This window comes from Acidilobus sp. 7A (assembly GCF_003431325.1).
Classification (GTDB): Archaea; Thermoproteota; Thermoprotei_A; order Sulfolobales; family Acidilobaceae; genus Acidilobus.
In genome coordinates, this window is sequence record NZ_CP010515.1 from 928,172 (window position 1) to 947,757 (window position 19,586).

Here is a 19,586-nt window from a genome sequence, read left to right on the forward strand (position 1 = left end):
GTCCTTAAAGGCTTCCGCAGGTCACCTCGCCGTCAACTATCGACGCCACAACCTTCAGCTCCTTGTCAAGGACTATCACGTCGCCTCTCATGTTAGCCCTCAGCTCCCCGACCCTCTCCCTCACGTGGGCCCCTATGGATATAGCTGGGTTCTGGGTCGCAGCCCCCACGGCATCAGATAGGTTGATTCCAACCCTATACAAGTTGGCCATACCTATTTCCAGCGTGGAGGCGCTTCCGGCCAGCGTGCCAGAGCCCCTAATCCATACAGCCCCGCCTTTCGAAACCACGTCGATGCCCCAGAACGAGTACTCGCCCTCGGGCAGCCCAGCGGCTGGCGTGGCGTCTGAAACTAGGACTAGCCTGCGAGGTCCAATAACCCTGTACGCTAGGAGCACCGCCTCAGGAGAGACGTGAATCAAGTCGCCTATGAGCTCGACGTAGGCGTCGCTGAGAAGCGCGGCGCCCACGGCCCCCGGCTCCCTGTGGTGGAAGGGCCTCATGGCGTCAAAGAGGTGCGTGAACTTGGTGGCCCCGGCCCTGAGGGCCTCCATGGCCTGAGAGAATGTGGCATCAGTGTGACCCAGCTGTACGGTGACCCCACTTGACGACAACAGCCTTACGGCGTCCATGGCTCCTGGCAGCTCAGGCGCTATAGTAACCTCCCTTATCACGTCCCCGCATGCGGCCAACAGCCCCCTGAGCTCCTCAAGCTTTGGAGTCCTAAGGTTTTCCGCGAGGTGGGCGCCGCGCCTTAGAGGGCTTATGTAAGGCCCCTCAAGGTGAATCCCCAGGGCCCTCGCCGTACCCCTTGACCTGGACTTCATGAAGCTGGCCAGGGCCCTGCAGGCCCTCTTTATGTCCTCAGGCGGAAGGCTCACGGTGGTCGGCACAAAGGACGTTACGCCCCTGCACGCGAGAAACCTGGCCATCCCCTCTAGGTCCCTTGAGGTCAGGCTCATAACGTCGTAGCCGCCGGCGCCATGTATATGTACGTCCACAAGGCCTGGGGACACCAGGCGGCCCCTTACATTAATGTCGTCAGGTCCCTGCTCCGTTGGCTCAGGGCCAACATCAATTATCACGCCGTCGACTATCCTCACAAAGCCATCAGGTATCACCTCGCGCGGAGCTATTACTACTGCGTGCCTCAGGGTTAAGCTGCCCATGGATGAGGCCTCCTTATGGTTTCCACGGGCTATAAATACCCTTTATAGTTTCCACGGGCTATAATATTTGGTGGAAGCTTGGGAGGAATATTTGCATTCGCCTGCAGGTCCCAGAGGGACGGCTCAGCGATATTTGAGGGGCTGAGGAGGTTAACCTACAGGGGCTATGATAGCGTCGGTGTTGCGTTTCTTGATGGTAAGATTGAAGTTAAGAAAGCTATGGGCTCCGCTGACAGGAACCCTGGGCTCTTCTCGTTCACCTCACGCGTGGCCGTGGGCCATACAAGGTATGCCACCAGGGGATGGCCAACACTTGAGAACGCCCACCCGATACTTGACTGCACGGGCAGCGTGGCCGTAGTGATGGACGGGGTCATAGATAACTATGAGCAGCTCCGTTCCTCCTTGATCTCCAGGGGGCACAAGCTCGTCACCACCACTGACACAGAGGTCATATCCCACCTACTTGAGGAGGGCAAGGGGCCCAGAGATCTCCTGGCCACGCTTCGCGGCACGTTCTCGGCAGCCTATGTGAGGTCAGGTGACGAGAGGGTTTGGTTCATACAGGACGGCCAGCCCCTGGTGATAGGCAAGGGACAGGAGTGCCTATACCTGGCCAGCGACCTTCCCAGCCTCTACGGCTTCGCCGACGAGGCTGTAATAGTGCCTGAGGGCTCCTACGGCTACATCTCGGCCTCAGGTGAGTTCTCCATCTTCAGCGCGGAGGGAAGCCCATTACAGCAGCTCACCTCCAAGAGGGTTAAGTACGAGCCAGGATCCCTTGACAGGGCCGGCTACCCGCACTACATGCTTAAGGAGATCTATGAGATACCTGAGGCCCTCGAGAGGACCACGCACTCGCTGATGGATAAGTACCTAAGGCTCTCAGGCATGATACTTTACGGCGCCAGGAGAACCTTCATAATAGGCAACGGCACCAGCCTTCACGCAGGCATGGTGTCGGCCTACTACTTCTCGTCGCTCGGGGGCATGAGTATAGAGGTTGTCAGCGCCGCGGAGTTCCCCTACTACGCCCTTGACAACGTCGGCACGGGCACGGTTGTGCTGGCCGTCAGCCAGAGCGGCGAGACCAGCGACGTCATAAGGAGCATTAAGATGGCTAAGCAGAGGGGGGCCGTAATAGTTGGAGTTACTAACGTTTTGGGCTCAAGGCTTGCGCTAGAGTCCAACGTCTACCTTCCAATAGGCGCCGGACCGGAGCTCGCGGTGCCGGCCACCAAGACATTCACGTCAACACTAGCAGCCCTTATGCTTCTGGCAGCACATGTCGGTCTCACCGCAGGCAAGCTTTCTCAGGCAGAGCTTAACGAGCTTTACGACGACATAAGGTCCTTCTCCAAGTCCCTCGCCGAGAGCCTGCCAACGGTGGACGCGGCCGCATCAAAAATAGCAGGGGAGCTCAGGGACTCCAGGGACGCCTATGTTGTGAGCAGCGGCATAACTTACCCTGTGGCCCTGGAGGGGGCGCTTAAGCTCAAGGAGGCAGCCATGCTTCACGCCGAAGGGGTTCAGCTCGGTGAGCTCAGGCATGGCCCTATGGTACTGACAAGGGACAACTACCCAATAATAGTAATTAAGCCCAGGGAGGAGGCGGCTGAGGAGCTCTACTCAAGGGTCATGTCAGAGCTGAGGGCTAGAGAGGCCAAGGTAATAGAAGTCTCGGACTCACCGCAGGCGTCACTGCAAGCTACCCGCGCAACTAGGCCAGAGCTTTACCCAATAGCCGCAGTCGTGCCGCTTCAGCTCCTCGCGTACAGGGTGGGCTTTGAGAGGGGACTGCCGATAGACTTGCCGCCCGGCTTAGCCAAGGCCATAACCACGTGAACAGCCAGCTGTACACATCTTATTGTCAATCTATGGCCGGGTGCAGGTTCCCGTCGCCTATGTGGCCGCCTAGCGACGACGTTATGCCGTACTTTGAGTCAAGCGACCTCAGGGCCCTTATTGCATCAGGCACCCTGGAGGGCGGCACCACTATGTCCTCGATGAAGAGCTGGAAGGCGCGTTCAATGGCTTTCCCGCGCGCCATGGTCATTAGGGCGTTTTAACTACGCCTTTGTCCTGCCAAAGCTACGGCATATATAATATAAATATACGTGCGTGTATACATGTCAGGCTTTTTAGCTCAAGTCTGTGGTTCAGAGGTGTGACTAAGATGGGTTCAAGGTCTTTGAGCTCGGCGACCTTAGCGGCCATAGTTATAGTTATAGTGGTTGTCGCTGCTGTCGGGGGTTACTTGGCATTCGTGTCGACGAGACGCCACGTGACTACGACCACGCCTACCGTGACCACACCTATCACAACCACGTCATCTAACACAACGACAACCTCGATCACTACCATAAACTTCTACACGTGGTGGGCCACAGCGGGGAAGATAGCGTTGAATCACGTCATCAACGCCTTCGAGGCGGCCTACCCGCAGTACGTGATAAGCCCCGAGATCATACCTGGTGCTTCAGGCACCAACGCTAAGTTCGTCGTGCTCGGCATGATGGCCGCTGGTAAGCCGCCTGCAGCCTTTCAGACTGACACGGGCCCCACGATAGTCTCCTACGTGCTAGCCGCCCCCAACGGGGTCAGGAGCTTCGTTAACTTCACGCCAATAATGATGAGCATGCACGGCCTCTGGGACAACGTGATACCTGCGCTCGTTGAGGCCAGCGCCTACAACGGGACCATGCCCTCCGCGCCCATAGACCTCGAGAGGGGGGCCCTGCTGTTCATTAACATAAAGGTGCTCAGGGAGTACAACCTGCCGCTGCCAACCAACATGAGCACGCTGGTCTACGACACGGTTCAGCTGGCGCAGCACGGAGTGACGCCCTGGATGGTCCCAGGCGCTGACGGCGGCTGGGACCAGCTGGAGCTGTGGAACTGCATATACCTCTCGCTGCTGGCCCAGAGCTTCGGGCCCGTGGGAGGGGCCAGGGTATACCTTGAGACAATGTACGGCGTGGTCAACCTTAACAACTCAACCATACAGAGCATAATAAATGAGACGGACAACATGTTCCTCAACTTCACCTCATATGACTACACAGGCTGGCAGAGCCTCACGTGGACCCAGGGCCTCAGCGACCTGATAGAGGGCAAGGCGGCCTTCCAGGCCAACGGTAACTGGGTGCCGCCCTACGCCTACGACTATGACAACACTACCATATACCCTGCGGTTGAGCCATACATAAGCTGGCCAAACGTTACTGTGGTGGCTGAGCCCTTCCCAGGCACGCAGGAAGTCTACGCGATAGCCATAGGGTCCATAGGTGTGCCCGCGGGCTTCCCGACGACTCAGACGGGGATGACGTTCGCCGAGTTCTTCATGTCATACCAGGGGCAGGTGACCTGGGGCACCTGGAAGGCAGCGCCCATGTATAAGAATGCCACCTCACCAGAGTGGTGGTCTTTTGCACCCTCCAGGTACGTCGACTGGGAGCAGGCAATATCAACGCCGTCGGACCAGTTCGTCTGGTGGATGCCAGACGGGGGAACCTTCGCAGACGTCTTCGGCACCTGGATATCGCAGCTCCTGGCCCTCCAGGAGGTGGGGAAGTCCTACATACCAGTCTACAACAGCCAGTTCGCCTCAATGATGCACGAGGAGTGCAGCGAGTGGTACGCCGCAGCGAAGGTAGGCCTCGGCTACCTTGGCCTCTCGGGCAGGCCGCTCGACGGCTACTACCCACCCTGGGTCATAGCGTCCACAAACTCGGTAAACATGAGCTACGTGTGTCCAGCGTACTCCTTGCCGTGAGGAAGCATAATTTCGAGACCCCTTCTCTTTTATTTTTTAATATTATCTTCTATTACCTTTCATCTTTTTTTCCTCCATTATTACTACCTTCCCCTAGGGCTCCACGTCGCTGCCCCTGCCCATAAAATGATGGGCCTGGCCCTCGGCACGGCTGACCCTGAGGTCTATTATGAGCACGTCGACCTGGCCCAAGGCTTCCAGGGCCAGTGAGCCGGCTAAAAGGCCCAGGCCCATAACCTAGCTGGAGCTGGGAGCCTTGCAGGAGGCCGACGAGAAGCAGATGCTCAGGCAGAGAATATGGGACCTCATGGAGAGGACCAACGTGGCCTCGTTTCCAAGACCTGTCCACGGCAGGATACCAAACTTCGTAGGCGCCAGGAGGGCCGCGGAGCGCCTTGCGTCCACAGAGGAGTTCGCGAGGGCCAGGGTCGTCAAGGTTAACCCAGACTCCCCTCAGAGGCCTGTCAGGGAGCTGGCCCTGAGGGCCGGCAAGCTAGTGCTCGTGCCCACGCCGAGGCTCAGGGGCCAGTTCTACCTTCTTGACCCATCCATAGTGGACCCAGAGTACGCTTCCTCAATAAGCGGCTTCACCAGGGTAGGCGAGAGGGTAGATGTGGAGTCCGCGCCTAACATAGACCTCGTGGTCGTCGGCTCTGTGGCCGTCTCGCCCAGCGGCTTCAGGGTGGGCAAGGGCGAGGGCTACAGCGAGCTCGAGTACGCAATGCTGAGGGAGATGGGGAAGATAGGTGACTCCACGCCCGTGGCCACGACAGTGCACGACGTCCAGGTGGTCAGCGAGGTCCCCCATATACCCTACGACGTGCCAGTAGATATAATTGCTACGCCCACGAGGCTGATAAGGGTCTCACCCAGGCAGCAAAAGCCTCAAGGGCTGCTCATGGAGTACCTCAGCGACAAAAAGGTGCAGGAGACCCCCTACCTCATGGCCTACCTCCAGAGGACAGGAAGGTGGCCAAGGACATAGTTGGTAGGGAATAAGGAGCTGGCTGCCGCTGGTGGCGGCCGCGGACCTGGCGGCGGGTCAGCCCTCTTCGCCTTGGCCATAGGGGTGGCCGGCGTCTACAGGTCCATGGTAGTTGTAGGCTCTATGCCGCTCATGGCGCAGGGAATCGCCTGGGCCGCCGGCTCCGAGAGGCCATCAGCCCTCGAGGTGGCCGGGGCCGTGCTCGTGACCGCTGGCGTGGCGATGGCGTTCGCCTGAGCCCACCCTAGGGCGAGGGGGTGCCAGGGGGCAGCGCCTAGGCCAAAGAGCTTAGGAGACTCGCGGGATCAGTGCCTTCTCAGGGCCACTATGACGACGGCAACTATGGCGACTACAGCTACCACAGCGTCAACCCCAACAGCGAGGAGGAAGAGGGAGCCGACCACAGCGCAGCCAACTCTATGCAAGCTCTCGCCACCGTTCAGCCCACTAAACAACTGTATACATTTAGCTAGACATTATTGACAGAAAAGGTTACTAGGCTGGCCACGCGCTTGTCTAAGGCACGGTCAACGGCGCCAGCCCCCGGGCGCTTAACCCCTGGGGCTGAGCAGCTGCTCGAGGGCTGCCTCAGCCGGCGGCTTCCTAGGGCTAACCCTTGGCAGCGGGAGCTCCAGCATCCTGTTGACGTAGTAGGCCGCAGTAAGCATGTCCCTGGCCCACACAGTGAAGGCGGCCCCAGGGCTGAGCCAGGAGAAGCCGTAGGGGTGGAGGACCCTCGAGAGGTTTGAGTAGAGCTCCATGGGCCCGGTCGGCTCGAGGCCAGCCAGGTGGCTTGCCAGGAAGACCAGGGCGCTGGCCTTTATCATTGGCAGCGTGAAGTACCTCGCCTCCCTGTTGCAGAGGGCGCACCTTATCGCTGACCCCCTCTTCCTCCTCCTGCTGTCAAGCGTGGCCCTCAGGTACTTCTTAGCCAGGGGCAGCTCCTCTATTGGCTTCGAGTACTGGGGCCACCTGAGGTGCTGCTCGCACACAGGCCTGCCGGCCAGAAAGATGGCGTCGCCCTCAAGGCTCTTCCTGCCGGTGTACTTCTTGACCCTGCCCAGGGCCTCCGGGCCGCTCCTAACAATGTAGCCCTCGTCCACCATGACGTGCCAGGCCCTCTCCCTCACGGCCCTCAGGTAGAGGTCAGTGGTCCTGGACGCTATGACGCACAGGGACCCCCTCTCGAGGAAGAACCTGACGGCGACCTCAGCCGGGTAGAGGGCCCCCTTCTCAGCGTTGGTTAGGCCCACGTCTATGGCGAACCTCATGTCGTCACCAAGCCTCAGGCCCGACGCCAGCTCCCCCTCCCTGCCCATGGCCTCCCTCACGGCCTGCCTGAAGGCGTCGTCTGCTGGCGGCGCCCTGTCGGCGACCTCGACCGTGCCCTCCTTGAGCCTGAGGAACTCCAGGAGCTCCTGGCTGAGCTGGAGCGCCGTCATACCTTGAGCACCCGTTTGTCCCTAGGCGCTCACCCTCATTAGTTTATGATCACTCGTCGCGCCCAGGGACCTCCGCCTCGCCCGCAGGGCCCTTGGGCGTCGACGGCCCTCCTCTGGTAGTCCCTCAGGGGCAGTGATGTCCTAGCCGGCTGGGGGAAGGGGAGGGGCCTGAGGACCCTGTCCTCTACCCTGAGGCCCGATGACCTGAGGTACTCTAGAATCTCCCTGTGTACTTGTAGGGGAGGCCCACGTAGAGGCCCAGCCTCTGGCTCAGAGGTAGGGGTCCTCGAGGGCGTCCTGGGCGACCCAGGCTCGCCCCTCTACGGCAGGGCCTACGCCGAGGTCAAAACCAGGAGGCTGAGCGACCGGGAGTCCCTGGAGTTCCTCAGGAGGGGGTTCAGGGAGGTTGGCGTGAGCGTCCCAGAGGCTGAGCTTGAGGAGGCAGTGAGGGAGCTAGACGGGGTCGTGGGGTGGCTGACGTACTACGGCTACGAGAGGTCAATGGGGGGAAGGACCTTGAAGAAGTCGTCGGGGAGGCCGTGGCCCTCTCGCGGGGCGCAGCTAACAAAATTATCGTTGAGGCGAGGCCCAGCCGGGCCGGAAAAAGGTGTGAGGTGAGGGTCCCAGGCGAGACCCTTGAGCTCAGCCGCTTACTAGGTACGCGCTGAAGTTGTTGGCCAGGGCGCCCAGCCGCTCGCCCCCAGCGTCGGCGTGGGCACCCCGTTGACCAGGGCGTCGTGGACTTTGTAGTCCTCTCAGAGGTGTCGGGGCCGAAGGCGTAGAGATGGCATCGGCGTCAGCTTGCCGGGGGATCTCACGTAGTAGAGGCGAAGTCAGTTATGCCAGTCGGGGCGGGCGGCGAGGTTTGGTGGCTATATGAATTGACGTAAGCGCCTTGGCCACGTGCTTTCCGTGAACCGGCGGGAAGGCAGCGTGGGCGGCGCCTGGCCCGCGGCCGTCACGGCGAAGGAAAGGACGACGAGGAGGCCAGGGCGATGACCGCCAGTCCCACTAGTGACCTTCCGACATTATTCATACAAAGACCACTATGAGGAGAAGCAAAGAGAATGGTATTTAACTATAGTGGGCCGTGGGGACCAGGGAGCGACAACATCAACTAACAGGCCCGTTGGACCGCTAGACCCTTCAAGGCGTCTAAGCCTAGGTCGCTTGGCGATGGCCCTTTAGTTCTGGCTCTGCGAGCTGCCTAGGCCGTTTTTTGGCCGGCCCCCTACTGAGGGCCGGGAATCAGCTTGAGGCTCAGGACCGCCGAGACGCTGTCGCTCGCCGCCAGGTTCTACAGGAGGTACCTCTGGAACTGGGACGTCACGGCTGGCTTCCTGGCCGCCCTGGTGGCGTTCGCCCTCAGGGCATACGCCTCGGGCTCGCTGATACCGCTCTCAATAACTGACATAGTGAATTACCTCGAGCAGGGCAATGGCCACGGGCTGAGGAGGGCCATACTCATGCTAGCGGCCTCTGCTGTCATATTTAGCTCAACGGAGTGGCTCTTCAGGCCCTTCTGGGCCTCAATAGCGAGGGGCATAGCTAACATAAAGGCCAGGCTCATATCAGGCGCGCCCAGGGGCCAGGACCCCTCCGACCTCGTGGGCAGGCTGGCCAGTGACGTTGACTTCGTCATGTGGAACGTAGGGGGAATGTACACCACCTTCGTGCCCAACCTGCTCACGGCCCTAGTGGCGACTGCCACGGTCTGGCAGTTCTCCGAGCCCATGGGCGTGGTCACCGTGGCAACCCTCCCGCTCTCCCTGCTCATACTTGAGCCCTACCTGGCTGGAGTTGAGAGGGCCAGGACTGTTGAGAGGAGGTACTACAGCGAGCTGGTGCACAGGCTAGAGGAGAGGCTGAGGGGCACGGCATCAGACGAGGACTTCGTCAGGTCAGTCAGGATGTGGGAGAAGGGCATGGTAGGGCAGGTCCACTACGACAGGTTCTACTGGTCCCTCTCCCTGCTCTACGGCTACGCCCTCCCCGCCGCCCTGGCGGTTATGGGCGTCAGCGAGGTGAGGGCTGGGAGGCTCTCAATAGGCGCCCTGGCGGCGCCCTCTACGCCCTCTTCAACGTCTTCCCGCCCCTGGTCAACGCCCTGTGGGGCCTGTGCGTGTTGGGCCAGAGCGTGGTGCCCATGAGGAGGATAATGGAGATGTCCGAGGGGCGGCAGGAGGTAAAGGCGGCCGTCCTCTGAAGGCCTTTACGTTTAGGTGTATATCCACGGCGCAGTGGTGTTAGCATAAGTATCTTATACCGCCCGAAAAGGTAAAAGCTGATACTAAAAGATAAATATCTCTATATCTCTATCAATGATATATCTGGGACATTAGCTATGTACAGGGCCGTGAGGAGGACGCCATACGCGGTAATAGTGATAGTGCTCGTAATTGCCCTAGTTATGGTACCCTTCGCCGCCAGGATAAACAAGGCCGTGAACACGAGCGAGACCAGCCTGCTGCCTAAGAACGTGGAGAGCATAGAGGTCATGAACATAGTCGACAGCTCCACGAACGCCAGCAGGCAGACGAACGTCATATATATAATATCGGGGGTCCCCGTGAACGCCACGACCTTCTACAGGCTCAACTCGACGCTTGTGAACGTCCTTGACAAGCACAACGCCTCTAACGCCATCTCCTGGATCGGCGTGCTGAACTCGGCCTACTACGTTATACTCAACAGGTCAGGGTACATGCTCAACTCAAGCCTGGAGCTGGCGAACGGCATAAAGGGGATGTGGGAGGGCGTCGAGAACCTCTCAGCTAAGCTTAGCGGCCTGCAGGGGGGCATATTCAGGCTCTCGCAGCTGCTGAGGAACGCCGACTACGTGTACTCTAATTACTACGCGATGGGCAGCAACCTTTCTGTTACCATGGCGGGGGCCAGGCAGCAGCTCACGGAGCTTGGCAACGCCACTGCCGGCCTCTCTAACTACTACGCCGCGCTCTACTTCAACGTCATGAGGACGGAGTTCCTCCTCCAGAACGCCACGAGCGCCTACGAGACCCATAACCTGACCCCAGCTGACATTGAGGTAGTGATAGAGGGCTCGCCGCAGATAGACAACATAAGCTCCCCGACCCCCCAACTTGTCGAGTTCGTGTACTACAGCGTCCTCAGGAGCGGCGGGCCGGGAAGCTTTGACAACGTGCTGGCCTCTAACTTGACCTACGAGCTGCTCTCAAGGGAGCTCAACGGCACCAGCTCGATGACGGCCCTGCTTAACCTCTACCGCGCGGCCTTCAACAACGTGAGCTCCAGGTACCCCGACCTGATCTATGTCCTCTACAGGAGCCCCGGCATACAGGGCCAGTACCAGCTGCTTGGCTACGTTGTCAACATCTCCAGGGGGGCGGCTGAGCTGACCTTTGTGGACGCAGTGAGGGGCCAGGTCACGAGCCAGAGGGAGCTTGAGCTGCTGCTGCCGGTGGCATACGCCTACGCGAGTAGCGGCTTCAACTCCTCAGCGCTGGTCGCCGCCATGTATAACGTCACGGCTGAGGCGCTGGCATCGTACAGGGTCCCGGAGCCTGTGGCAGAGAACCTGTCCTACTACATAGTGAGCGGCAGCCTCAGCAGGGAGGTCGCAGCGGTCGACGCTGTGAAGACCCTGCTCCTCTACGCGCCAGAGGGCGCGCTGGCCAACTACTCGCAGGTCCTGAGGGGCCTGCCTGAAGTGCTGTTGGAGTACGACCCCAGCGCGGACGGCTCCCTCTACAGCAACTCCACCTACGCCAACGTTGTAGCGTCAGGCGTCCTCGGCTCTGCCCTGAACGTGACTGACAGGCAGGTGCTGCTGGAGCTCGCTGAGAACCGCAGCCCCACCTCCGTCGCAGTCCAGGTCATAAATGGGACCCTGAACTCAACCGTCGCGAGGGAGCTCCTTAATGAGGTGGCAATGCATGAGCCGATAGACAACTACAGCCAGCTGCTGTCCCTCATGCCTTCAATGCTCTCAGACCTGCTGGGCAGGTACGGGCTGCCCTCAAACCTGACGGGGCTGGTGGTCAACTCCACCATGAATGTGCTCACAGGTACCTCAAGCTACTCGACTCAGCTTAGCTACGTCAGCGGGAGGCTGCTCAACGACTCCATCAATAACATAACTGACAAGGTCGTCGGGACGCTGGTTCAGAACAACAGGGAAGGCTTCCTCATCATGGTGCCAAACAACCTCTCGTACGCTGAGGTGAAAGGCCTCGAGGGGGACCTGTCCAGCGCCCTCGCCGCCCTGGGCTACAGCGACGCCAAGGTTATGGCTACGGGCGACCAGGTGCTTAACTACGAGCTCTCCAACTCCTCAATGAGAAGCATATCGGAGAGCGACACTATAAGCACCGTGCTGATCCTGGTGATACTGGCCATAGTGCTTGAGAGCCTCGTAGCGGTGCTCCTGCCCTTCACAGGCATAGGCCTCGGCCTCGTCATAGCGCTCGGGACGGCCTACCTGCTGGCCAGGGGGGACGTGATAACCCTGAACTCCATAAGCAGGACCATAATGTACGAGGCGGGCCTGGGCCTCGGCGTTGACTACTCAACGCTCATATCAAGGAGGTTCAGGGAGGAGTTCCAGAGGCTCAGGGACTCAAGGGCTGCCGCCGAGGCCGCCCTCAGGAGGAGCTGGAGGGCAGTCCTGAGCGGCGGCCTGACGGCCGCTATAGGCTTCGGGGCCATGTCAATTGCCCACAACTTCCCGTTCCTGGCGAGCCTCGGCGAGGCCATACCCATAGCCATACTTATAACGATGACAGTCAGCCTGACCGTGATCCCAGCCCTCCTTGCAATGGTGGGCGGCAGCAGGGTTGTCTGGTGGCCCTCAAGGCTGGTCAAGGCAAACGGGAACAGCAGCAGGCCGGCGGGCAGGCGCTATGAGGGCCTCGTGAGGCGCGGCGCCGTGGCCCTGGCGATAGTCGTAGTCCTCCTCGTGCCGGCGGCCTACGTCTATGCAACCTTCAGGGGCAGCTACGACTTCACCCTTATGATGCCGCAGAGCGCGCAGGGCGTCACAGCGCTTCACTACATCACGAACAACTACAAGGCCGGCCTCATGTACCCTGACTACGTTGTAGCTCCAAACGTGACAACCCTTGAGCAGATAAATCAGTCAATATCAAGGTTGAGCTGCGTCGCCTCAACACAGCTGCTTAACAGCTCAAAGCCTATACTCGAGGTGACACTCTCGGTCTACCCGCTGGGCAGGCAGGCCATAGCGTGCACGGAGGCCATAAGGGGCGCCGCCAAGAGCGTCTCGCCCCAGGCCATGGTGGGCGGCATGCCAGCCATCAACCTTGACCTGAAAAACCTGGTCTACCACGACTTCTACGACCTTGTCTACCCAATAGCCATAGTCCTCATGTTCGTCGTGCTGGCGGCCTTCTACGAGAGCATACCGATGGCCTTAACGGCGCTGGCGAGCGTCGTGTTCTCGGCAATATTTGGGACAGCGCTGACCGTTACAGCCTATGAGGCCATGGGCATAACCCTGCCCTGGTACCTGCCCATAGTGGTGTTCACGGCAATCCTTGGCGTTGGCATGGACTACAACAGCTTCATGGTAAACAGGATGAGGGAGGAGTGCGAGAGGAGCTGCAGCAGGGAGGCGGTGCTCAACGCCATGGGCAGCACGAGCGTGCTCGTGGTGGGCCTGTCTGTAATAATGACAGGCGCCTTCTCAGGCCTGCTGGCCTTCTCGGCCCCAGGCTTCAGGGGGATGGGGCTGGCGCTGATGTTCGGCGTCCTGCTGGCGGGCCTAATGGCCTCCCTGATATTCACGCCGCTTGTGGTTGCACTGATGGGCAGGTACGCCTGGTGGCCCAAGAGGATGAGGAGCAGCGGCCAGTGACTCGTCCTTACCCTGCTTTACCTCATTTTACTTTATCTCACACGTTCTGTCCCTAGGTACTTTTTGACGCCTTTCGCGGCGGCTTTGCAGAGGGCTCTCGAGGTAATAGTGGCGGGCTTCACCGTTCTTTCGAGGCCTGCTGGCCTGCGAGCTTTTAGACTCCAGCCTACGTTATGCTAAAGCGTGCAGAGGTACCAGGACGGCAGAGGCAGGCCGAGAGGAGCCGTGAACGCCGCCAATAACCTGTTCGGAGGAGGCTTCCACCAGCACGAGGGAAGGCCTACAAGCGTCTCCAGGAACATGCCTCCAGGAAGGCGGCTGACGTCACAAGGCTCCTCTACGAGGCGGGCCTCAGAATATCGGCTGACGTAATGACTGAGACGCCAATAATGGTCGGCTGTGGACTGATGTGACGCCCCTGACCCCAGGCTCAGAGGGGCTGGCATCCGCTACTGCAGAGACGCTTAAGGCGAGCGGCCGCAGGCCGCCGTCCTAAGAAGGCACGGCGTCGTGACCTACCCCGCCCACGTGGTCGAGAGACTTGGCAGAGACTCCCGACAACCTCCCTTGCCGCTATGAACATGGTCAGCTATGTGACCCTGTGAGAGGCGGCGCTCAAAGCCTTGGGGGTCAGCCGATGGGCGCCTCGTCAAGGAGATCGCCGCAAGGAGGCTTGAGGTCTATGTAGTCGCGCCCAAGTATCAGGTCAGCGACGCTGGTAAGTCCAACTCCCGTACGGTCAGGGCTAAAAGGGTCGAAGTTGAGGGCGCGAGGCTTGTGCTAAGGGACTGAATGCGACGGCTGCCTCTCTGAGCTGGCCAGGGGTCCCCTGCCTAAGGCCATGTTATAGTGCAGGTGGCAGTGACGCCGTCGGTAGTTGAGACGACAACAGCCACGGGGGTCCCGGGCGCTGGCGCCTGGGAGGGGCTGCAGCCGCTGAAGCTCAAGTCCTTTACGCCGCCTGGCGGTATCGATATGGGCGCCGGAGGCGAGTATGAGCATATGACTGAGGCGTTTGAGGCGAACTCGACTGCTATGTAGTTAATTGAGGCCGAGACGTCGCCTATGTTCTCGACAGCGGCGCCGACCCTGTAAGGCCCGGCACCGGTGACGTTGGCCTCCAGGACCTCAACCCTTGTGTGAAGGGCACCCGAAGTGGTGTGAAGCCTCCCTATGAGGCCCACGAGCCAGGCGTAGATGAGGGCGGCGATCGCTATGGCCACTATTATCAGTATGAGGACTGCCACCACCTCCGCCACTGACCTCCTTGAGCCCCTCAAGCGCCTCATCTCACTTAATAAATTAAATACCTAAGTTAATAAGTTGATGCTTCCAGTGCTAAGGGTGCGAGGCCTCCTAGGTCGACAGTCATAGCGCCTCTGCACGGCTAACAGCGGTCTCTAGTCGCGTCTAGTCCTTTAACGTAGGAAGGCCTAGGCAAAAACATGAGCTTTTGAGCCGACTACCTCCTCAGTGAGCAGCCGCGAGGAGGGGGACGCCTGGCGAGGCCCCCGCGCCGTGGCTGGGAGGCATGCTCCCTAACCTAGGCGCAGGGAGAAAGCAGGGGCGTGAGGCCCTCGCGAGGCCCTTAGGTCCTATCGTCTGGAGAGCGGAGCGCGTAAAGCTCTTCTGTAACCACACTAGCTTGGTGGAGCTGTTGGAGGCTGAGAGGAGGGAGAGGGAGCCTTTCTACTTTAAGTCCTATGACAGGGTCATAGGGGTCGCCCACGACGTCAAGGAGCTGGCTAGCGAGATGGAGAGGCTCGCTAAGGAGGACCCAGCCGCGCTGGAGTACCACCTCAGGGAGGGCCACATAGTGGCGTGGCTAAACTACATAGGTGAGGCGAGGCTCGCCGAGGCCCTGAAGGGGGTCAGCGAGCCAAGGGAGGCGCTGAGCAGGGTCAAGGACTTCCTGACGCCGGGGGGCCAGGGGCCCTCGGGGGAGGGAGGGCAGGCGCAGGGGCCTCAGGCGTTCATGGGGCCTGGGCCCCGCGGCCGGAAAGGCCGCAGGGCGCGGAGGCAGGGCTAAGCTTAGCAGCCCTGAAGCGCTAAAGGGCCTCGAAGACGCACTATGGGAGGGCCCTTAGCGTAAATAATAGGGGAACCCGGCCCTGCACAGGCGACGCCTGAAGCCAGCTCACAGCCCGTCGTAGCTAATTCCTTTAGCATGGTGTTAGCCACCTCGTAGATCCCCCTCTAACCACGGACTTCAGGGAGGCCTCCTCTAGTTCCTGCCCTCAGGGAGGTGCCTGAAAGTCCTCGGCCATTATCTTCCTGCCCTCCCTCCACAGTTAATGAGGTGGAGGACTCGAAGTTCATCCCCTCACAGAGCGGGGTTTCAGAAGAGGCTGGCCTGAAGGTCTATGACTTCCCAAGGCCTTGGAGTTGCCTCTTTTACGGATGCCATTACGTTATAGGGCCGAACGAGCAGAGCGCGTCCTTATTATACAGGGTGTTATTTCTATACGCCCTAGCTGGACAGCCTCCCTGACATAACGAGGAGATCCTGCACGCGCTGCACTCCCTTATCTTTTCCCACCTCCTTTCCCTGAAAATCTTAAAGCCGTTTTCCCATATGTCCTTTAGGCTGTCCCTTCTCACGTTGCCTTCCCTAAAGCTTTCCAACATCAGTAGCTCACAGCCGTAGACGTCGCCATTTGAGTCTATAACCAGTCTTGACCTCCCCGCAGGACAAGAGTAATAGTTATCGCCGTTTACCCCCTTCCTTATAAGCGACCCGTAAACACCCTTTAAGTCATCTAGGTAAAACCTGAAGCCGTTAACTGTTATGGTTATGTCTTTCTCGTTCATACTTAATTTCTTTAATTCTTTATAAACAGCTACTGCTGAGCTCCTTGACAGCATTACGCTGTTTACCTTCGCCCTTCCAAACTCCTGCACGGGGCTGAAGTTTATAGTCTTCACGCCGAGGCTCTTGGCTAGCTTGACCATGTCACCTATGTAGTCCTTGTTGAGCTCCGTTATTACATAACTTATAGTGGTTTTAACCCCTTCCTCTAAGAGGCTTCTGACCCCGTTGATGGCCTTTTGAAATGACCCAGCGCCCCTTATCGCGCTGTTTATCCTCTCGTTCGGGCCGTCAACGCTCACCTGGACCTCGTTGATCCCTGACTCCTTCAGCTTCCCTGCAACCTCCTGATTTACTAAGGTGCCATTGGTACTCATGGCGGTGTAGACGTTTAATGACGCGGAGTGCGAGATGATGTCGAACACGTCACTTCTTAACAGGGGCTCACCGCCCAGGATGTAAATTACCTCAATGCCTAACGACTTTAGCTGGTCTATGACGTTAAGCCACTCATGGGTCCTAAGCTCGTCCTTTAGGGGCTTGCCCGCGGAGATGTAGCAGTGGATGCAGCTGAGGTTACATGCCCTGGTGACGTACAGCGTCGCCTGAATTAGCTTTTTACTAATGATCTTATTGCTGTCAGTAGATAAATGGGTTAAGGGCGTCGCTGGGCATTCCATTAGGAAGGCCAGCTCGTCAAACGTTAGTCTCAGCACAGTATACGCCAAAGGAGAAAGCTGGTCTAATGGAGGGCTTTATCCATTTCTTTAGTACCTTCTTGCCGTGCCGTCCAAGTCCGCCCGTAACATCGATCTCCAAGCCGAGGTCCTTGGGGATGAGCTTGTGGCTCTACTAGCCTACGAAGAACCGCTGCTCTCTCATAGTTAATCTCGTTTAGAGGACTTGGCAGAGGCGTCTGCCAGCCCTCTGGGCTTCCTTTCGATGCCTAAAGGGGGCCTTCCTCAGCTAGGCGCTTCCGTGAATCGATTATCTCATCGGCGTTGCCCACCATTTCAAGCCCCTTCATGCTGGGCCCACAGGAGGCGATCTCGGGCCCACCGACCCGGGGGCTGGGCCTAGCTTCGCGCGCTCCCAGAGCGTGAGCAGTAGGAGGAAGAGCACCGCCGGTATCGTGTAGAGCATCAGGGCCCTGAACCCTGTGTACCTAAGGGCAAGGCCCCCGACGAGCGGCATGGCTATCTGCATGGCCATCATTGTTGACGTGAAGTAGCTGTTCGCCCTGTTCCTCTCCTCCTCAGGGAAGGAGCGGCTTATGGAGATCATGGCCAGCGGCATGCCCAGCCCATGAGGTACGCCCAGCACGGAGAATGCGACCACGTAGAGCAGCAGGCTCCTGCTGATTGCTACGAGCGTCAGCCCGGCCAGCGAGATCGACATCATCGTGATCACGTAAGGGATCAGCCTGCCTATGGGCCTGGTCAGCAGGAGGACCCTCGTCAGGAACGACGCAGTGAAGAAGGCAGCGAATATCAGCGTTACGAGCCAGTAGGGCGCGTGGAACGCCTCCCTGACGAATATCCCGCCGAAGGTGAGCAGCACGGCCGTCGGCGCGCTGTACACGAGGAACGTGTAAATTCCGATCCTGAAGCCCACCCTTGACCACACAGAGGGACCCTTTCCCCTGTCCTCCCTGCGTTTACCAGGCTCCCTCGGGAACCTCACAAGGGGGGACAGCGCCGCCACAATTATGCCGAGCGGCGTGAAGAAGAGGAAAGACAGCCTCAGGGGGAAGTGCGCCAGGACCAGGGACTCCAGGGCAGGGCCCGCTATCAGGCTGATGGCCAGTGCGAGCGTGTAGGCCGCTATGACCCTCTCCCTGAGCCTCTGGTCAGGGAAGAGCTGGGCAGCCGTCATTATGTTCGGGAAGATGAACCCATAGCTGACCCCCGCAAGCGAGACGTAGGCCAGGACAGACACCCTGTTTGAGAAGGTGAAAGTGAAGAGGCTGAGCGCGTAAAGTGCGCTGAACAGGATGAAGAGGCGCCTGCGGGCTGTGACGCTCACCCTGCTGTTAACGAGCGCGGCCATGAGGGCGGAGGCGGACATGGTGGCCATGAGCAGGCCGACCTCGAGCTGTGTGTACGTCAGGTCGAACTTCGCGAGGAGCGGGACAGTGGTCTGCAGCACGTTGTTACTTGCCCTCACCGAAAACGTCAAAGTGACTATGATGGCCACTGCCTGTGCCAGGCCCGCGGCGGAGCTGACCTTTTCCCTGTCCATCAACAAAAAAACACCTCAGGTCCTAGGGCGGAGGGCCCTCACGCTGACTTTACTGCTTTACTCAGCTCGCGCTGTGGCCTCAGCGGCAGCTCTGCCAGGAGGAAGGCGACGGTGACCACCTCGAGCATCAGGAACGCGCCAGCGAACCCAAACCCTCCGTCAGAGGCCAGCAGCCCAACGGCGGGCATCACGGCTGACATTATCATCATGGCTGAGCTGAAGAACGACGTGGCTGAGGCTATCTGGCCGGACTTGAAGGCGGTGTTGGCGACCTGGAGGCCGAGGGGCCACACTATCCCGTCAGGTATGCCAGCCAGCGCGAAAGCCAGGTAGTAGAGCGCGTGCACGTAGTAGCTGAGGTACAGGAACAGGCCAGCCGCCGCGGCGAAGGCAAGCGCAGCCACGAAGTACGGGTACTTGTTCTGTATAGGGGACCTCAGCCTTACGTAGAGCCTGGTCACCACGTCACCCACGAACATGGCTGCCAGCAGGTAGAAGACCGTGGTGGGAGAGAAGCCTATGCTCGACCCATACTTCACGGCGAACGACATCAGGGCGAAGAAGGGCATCGTGTAGCCCAGCGCCGCCACGAAGGCCCAGTTGAACTGCCTGTTCCTGAAGAGCGATGATATGGACCCCCTCTCCTCGCCCTTCCTCTCCATGTACTTGAGGGCATACCTGCCCCTGAGGGCCAGCACAAACGGCACAGCCGCGAAGGCCAGTATGGCGAACATCGTGAACAGCCTGATTATGCCAAGCCCGAGCAGCAGCCCCGTCGTGAAGGGTGCCACTATAAGGGCCAGCGCTACCCAGAAGGAGAACGCCGCCTGCTCTATCTGCCTCCTGCCGGGCTCAAGTGATGCCATCCCTGCCATTGTCATGAAGGAGTCCATCACAACCCCAGTGATGAAGCCGTCAACTGTCATGAGGGCGTACGCGGGCCCCACGCCCCTTATTATCGCGTAGAGCGGCATGGTTGAGCCCAGGGCCACAAGGGCTATCACCTCGGCCGTCCTGAGCTGGCTGGGCCTGAGCCTGTGCATTAGGAACGCCGACGCTGCAAAGGCCAAAGTGAACAGCGCGAACCCTACTCCCACCTCAAATGGGTCCATGCCAAAGGCAGCGCCTATCTCCTCTATGGTGGTCTGGTAGAACTGCAGCAGGAACCTGCCCAGGAACGCCGCGACTATTATGAGCCACTCGGCCCCGCTTATCAGGCCGAAGTCCAGCCCCAGCTTCCTCAGCCCCTGGGGCTGGGCCGGTGACCCAACCTCACGACCCACTCTCACTCACCGCCTGCGCTGGTGCGGCC

Annotated in this window: 15 protein-coding genes; 8 read left to right on the plus strand and 7 right to left on the minus strand. The window is 59.5% G+C overall.

From position 1 onward, the window contains the following. Positions 1–4 precede the first annotated feature (4 nt). Entirely contained in the window at positions 5–1,168 is a 1,164-nt protein-coding gene (gene nagA / locus SE86_RS04635) for an N-acetylglucosamine-6-phosphate deacetylase (protein ID WP_117354483.1), read from the minus strand. A gap of 78 nt (positions 1,169–1,246) precedes the next feature. On the opposite strand from nagA, the gene glmS reads away from it, so the two are divergent. Then, on the plus strand, positions 1,247–3,013 hold the full coding sequence (gene glmS, locus SE86_RS04640; protein ID WP_117354484.1) for a glutamine--fructose-6-phosphate transaminase (isomerizing): 1,767 nt from the start codon (positions 1,247–1,249) through the stop codon (positions 3,011–3,013). Positions 3,014–3,038: 25 nt separating this feature from the next. Here the strand turns inward: glmS and SE86_RS04645 are convergent, their stop codons facing one another. Continuing rightward, entirely contained in the window at positions 3,039–3,218 is a 180-nt protein-coding gene (locus SE86_RS04645; protein WP_211096484.1) for an FAD-linked oxidase C-terminal domain-containing protein, read from the minus strand. Positions 3,219–3,344: 126 nt separating this feature from the next. Here SE86_RS04645 and glcS point away from each other — a divergent pair, with 126 nt between their 5' ends. The 3 genes from glcS (at position 3,345) to SE86_RS04660 (ending at position 6,165) form a co-directional block, all read left to right on the plus strand. Further along, positions 3,345–4,943 (plus strand): glucose ABC transporter substrate-binding protein GlcS, encoded by a 1,599-nt coding sequence (gene glcS, locus SE86_RS04650; protein ID WP_211096485.1) that lies wholly within the window; start codon positions 3,345–3,347, stop codon positions 4,941–4,943. A 280-nt stretch (positions 4,944–5,223) separates the two neighbouring features. Beyond that, positions 5,224–5,928 carry a 5-formyltetrahydrofolate cyclo-ligase gene (locus tag SE86_RS04655; protein ID WP_117355128.1) on the plus strand — a complete coding sequence of 235 codons (705 nt, stop codon included), beginning with the start codon at positions 5,224–5,226 and terminating at the stop codon, positions 5,926–5,928. Next, positions 5,929–6,165, plus strand: coding sequence for a hypothetical protein (locus SE86_RS04660; RefSeq protein ID WP_117354486.1), 237 nt, complete (start codon positions 5,929–5,931; stop codon positions 6,163–6,165). It abuts the gene before it with no gap. 314 nt (positions 6,166–6,479) lie between these two features. Here SE86_RS04660 and SE86_RS04665 read toward each other — a convergent pair whose 3' ends face one another. After that, on the minus strand, positions 6,480–7,370 hold the full coding sequence (locus SE86_RS04665) for a hypothetical protein (RefSeq protein WP_117354487.1): 891 nt from the start codon (positions 7,368–7,370) through the stop codon (positions 6,480–6,482). A gap of 411 nt (positions 7,371–7,781) precedes the next feature. Between SE86_RS04665 and SE86_RS04670 the strand changes: the two genes are divergently transcribed. From SE86_RS04670 to SE86_RS04680, 3 genes are all read left to right on the plus strand, one after another. After that, positions 7,782–7,988, plus strand: coding sequence for a hypothetical protein (locus SE86_RS04670; RefSeq protein WP_117354488.1), 207 nt, complete (start codon positions 7,782–7,784; stop codon positions 7,986–7,988). 635 nt (positions 7,989–8,623) lie between these two features. Next, positions 8,624–9,520 (plus strand): ABC transporter ATP-binding protein, encoded by an 897-nt coding sequence (locus tag SE86_RS04675; RefSeq protein ID WP_211096487.1) that lies wholly within the window; start codon positions 8,624–8,626, stop codon positions 9,518–9,520. 206 nt (positions 9,521–9,726) lie between these two features. Beyond that, positions 9,727–13,224, plus strand: a complete 3,498-nt coding sequence (locus SE86_RS04680) for an MMPL family transporter (RefSeq protein ID WP_211096488.1) — start codon at positions 9,727–9,729, stop codon at positions 13,222–13,224. An 833-nt stretch (positions 13,225–14,057) separates the two neighbouring features. Here the strand turns inward: SE86_RS04680 and SE86_RS04690 are convergent. After that, positions 14,058–14,504: a hypothetical protein gene (locus SE86_RS04690; RefSeq protein ID WP_117354491.1), complete on the minus strand. Its 447-nt coding sequence runs from the start codon at positions 14,502–14,504 to the stop codon at positions 14,058–14,060. Positions 14,505–14,881: 377 nt separating this feature from the next. Between SE86_RS04690 and SE86_RS04695 the strand changes: the two genes are divergently transcribed. After that, the gene (locus SE86_RS04695; RefSeq protein WP_211096489.1) at positions 14,882–15,253 is read left to right on the plus strand and encodes a hypothetical protein; all 372 of its coding nucleotides are present in this window, start codon (positions 14,882–14,884) and stop codon (positions 15,251–15,253) included. Between the two features lie 377 nt (positions 15,254–15,630). Here SE86_RS04695 and SE86_RS04700 read toward each other — a convergent pair whose 3' ends face one another. From SE86_RS04700 to SE86_RS04710, 3 genes are all read right to left on the minus strand, one after another. Continuing rightward, positions 15,631–16,749, minus strand: coding sequence for a radical SAM protein (locus SE86_RS04700; protein WP_211096490.1), 1,119 nt, complete (start codon positions 16,747–16,749; stop codon positions 15,631–15,633). 307 nt (positions 16,750–17,056) lie between these two features. Next, positions 17,057–18,274: an MFS transporter gene (locus tag SE86_RS04705; RefSeq protein WP_236747362.1), complete on the minus strand. Its 1,218-nt coding sequence runs from the start codon at positions 18,272–18,274 to the stop codon at positions 17,057–17,059. 38 nt (positions 18,275–18,312) lie between these two features. Continuing rightward, positions 18,313–19,557 (minus strand): MFS transporter, encoded by a 1,245-nt coding sequence (locus SE86_RS04710; RefSeq protein ID WP_117354493.1) that lies wholly within the window; start codon positions 19,555–19,557, stop codon positions 18,313–18,315. Positions 19,558–19,586 lie beyond the last annotated feature (29 nt).

Bases quoted from the DNA above. Each gene is read 5' to 3' on its own strand.
- SE86_RS04665 (WP_117354487.1), bottom strand. From the start codon at position 7,370: ATGACGGCGCTCCAGCTCAGCCAGGAGCTCCTGGAGTTCCTCAGGCTC.
- glcS (WP_211096485.1), top strand. From the start codon at position 3,345: ATGGGTTCAAGGTCTTTGAGCTCGGCGACCTTAGCGGCCATAGTTATA.
- SE86_RS04655 (WP_117355128.1), top strand. From the start codon at position 5,224: ATGCTCAGGCAGAGAATATGGGACCTCATGGAGAGGACCAACGTGGCC.
- nagA (WP_117354483.1), bottom strand. From the start codon at position 1,168: ATGGGCAGCTTAACCCTGAGGCACGCAGTAGTAATAGCTCCGCGCGAG.
- SE86_RS04705 (WP_236747362.1), bottom strand. From the start codon at position 18,274: ATGGACAGGGAAAAGGTCAGCTCCGCCGCGGGCCTGGCACAGGCAGTG.
- SE86_RS04645 (WP_211096484.1), bottom strand. From the start codon at position 3,218: ATGGCGCGCGGGAAAGCCATTGAACGCGCCTTCCAGCTCTTCATCGAG.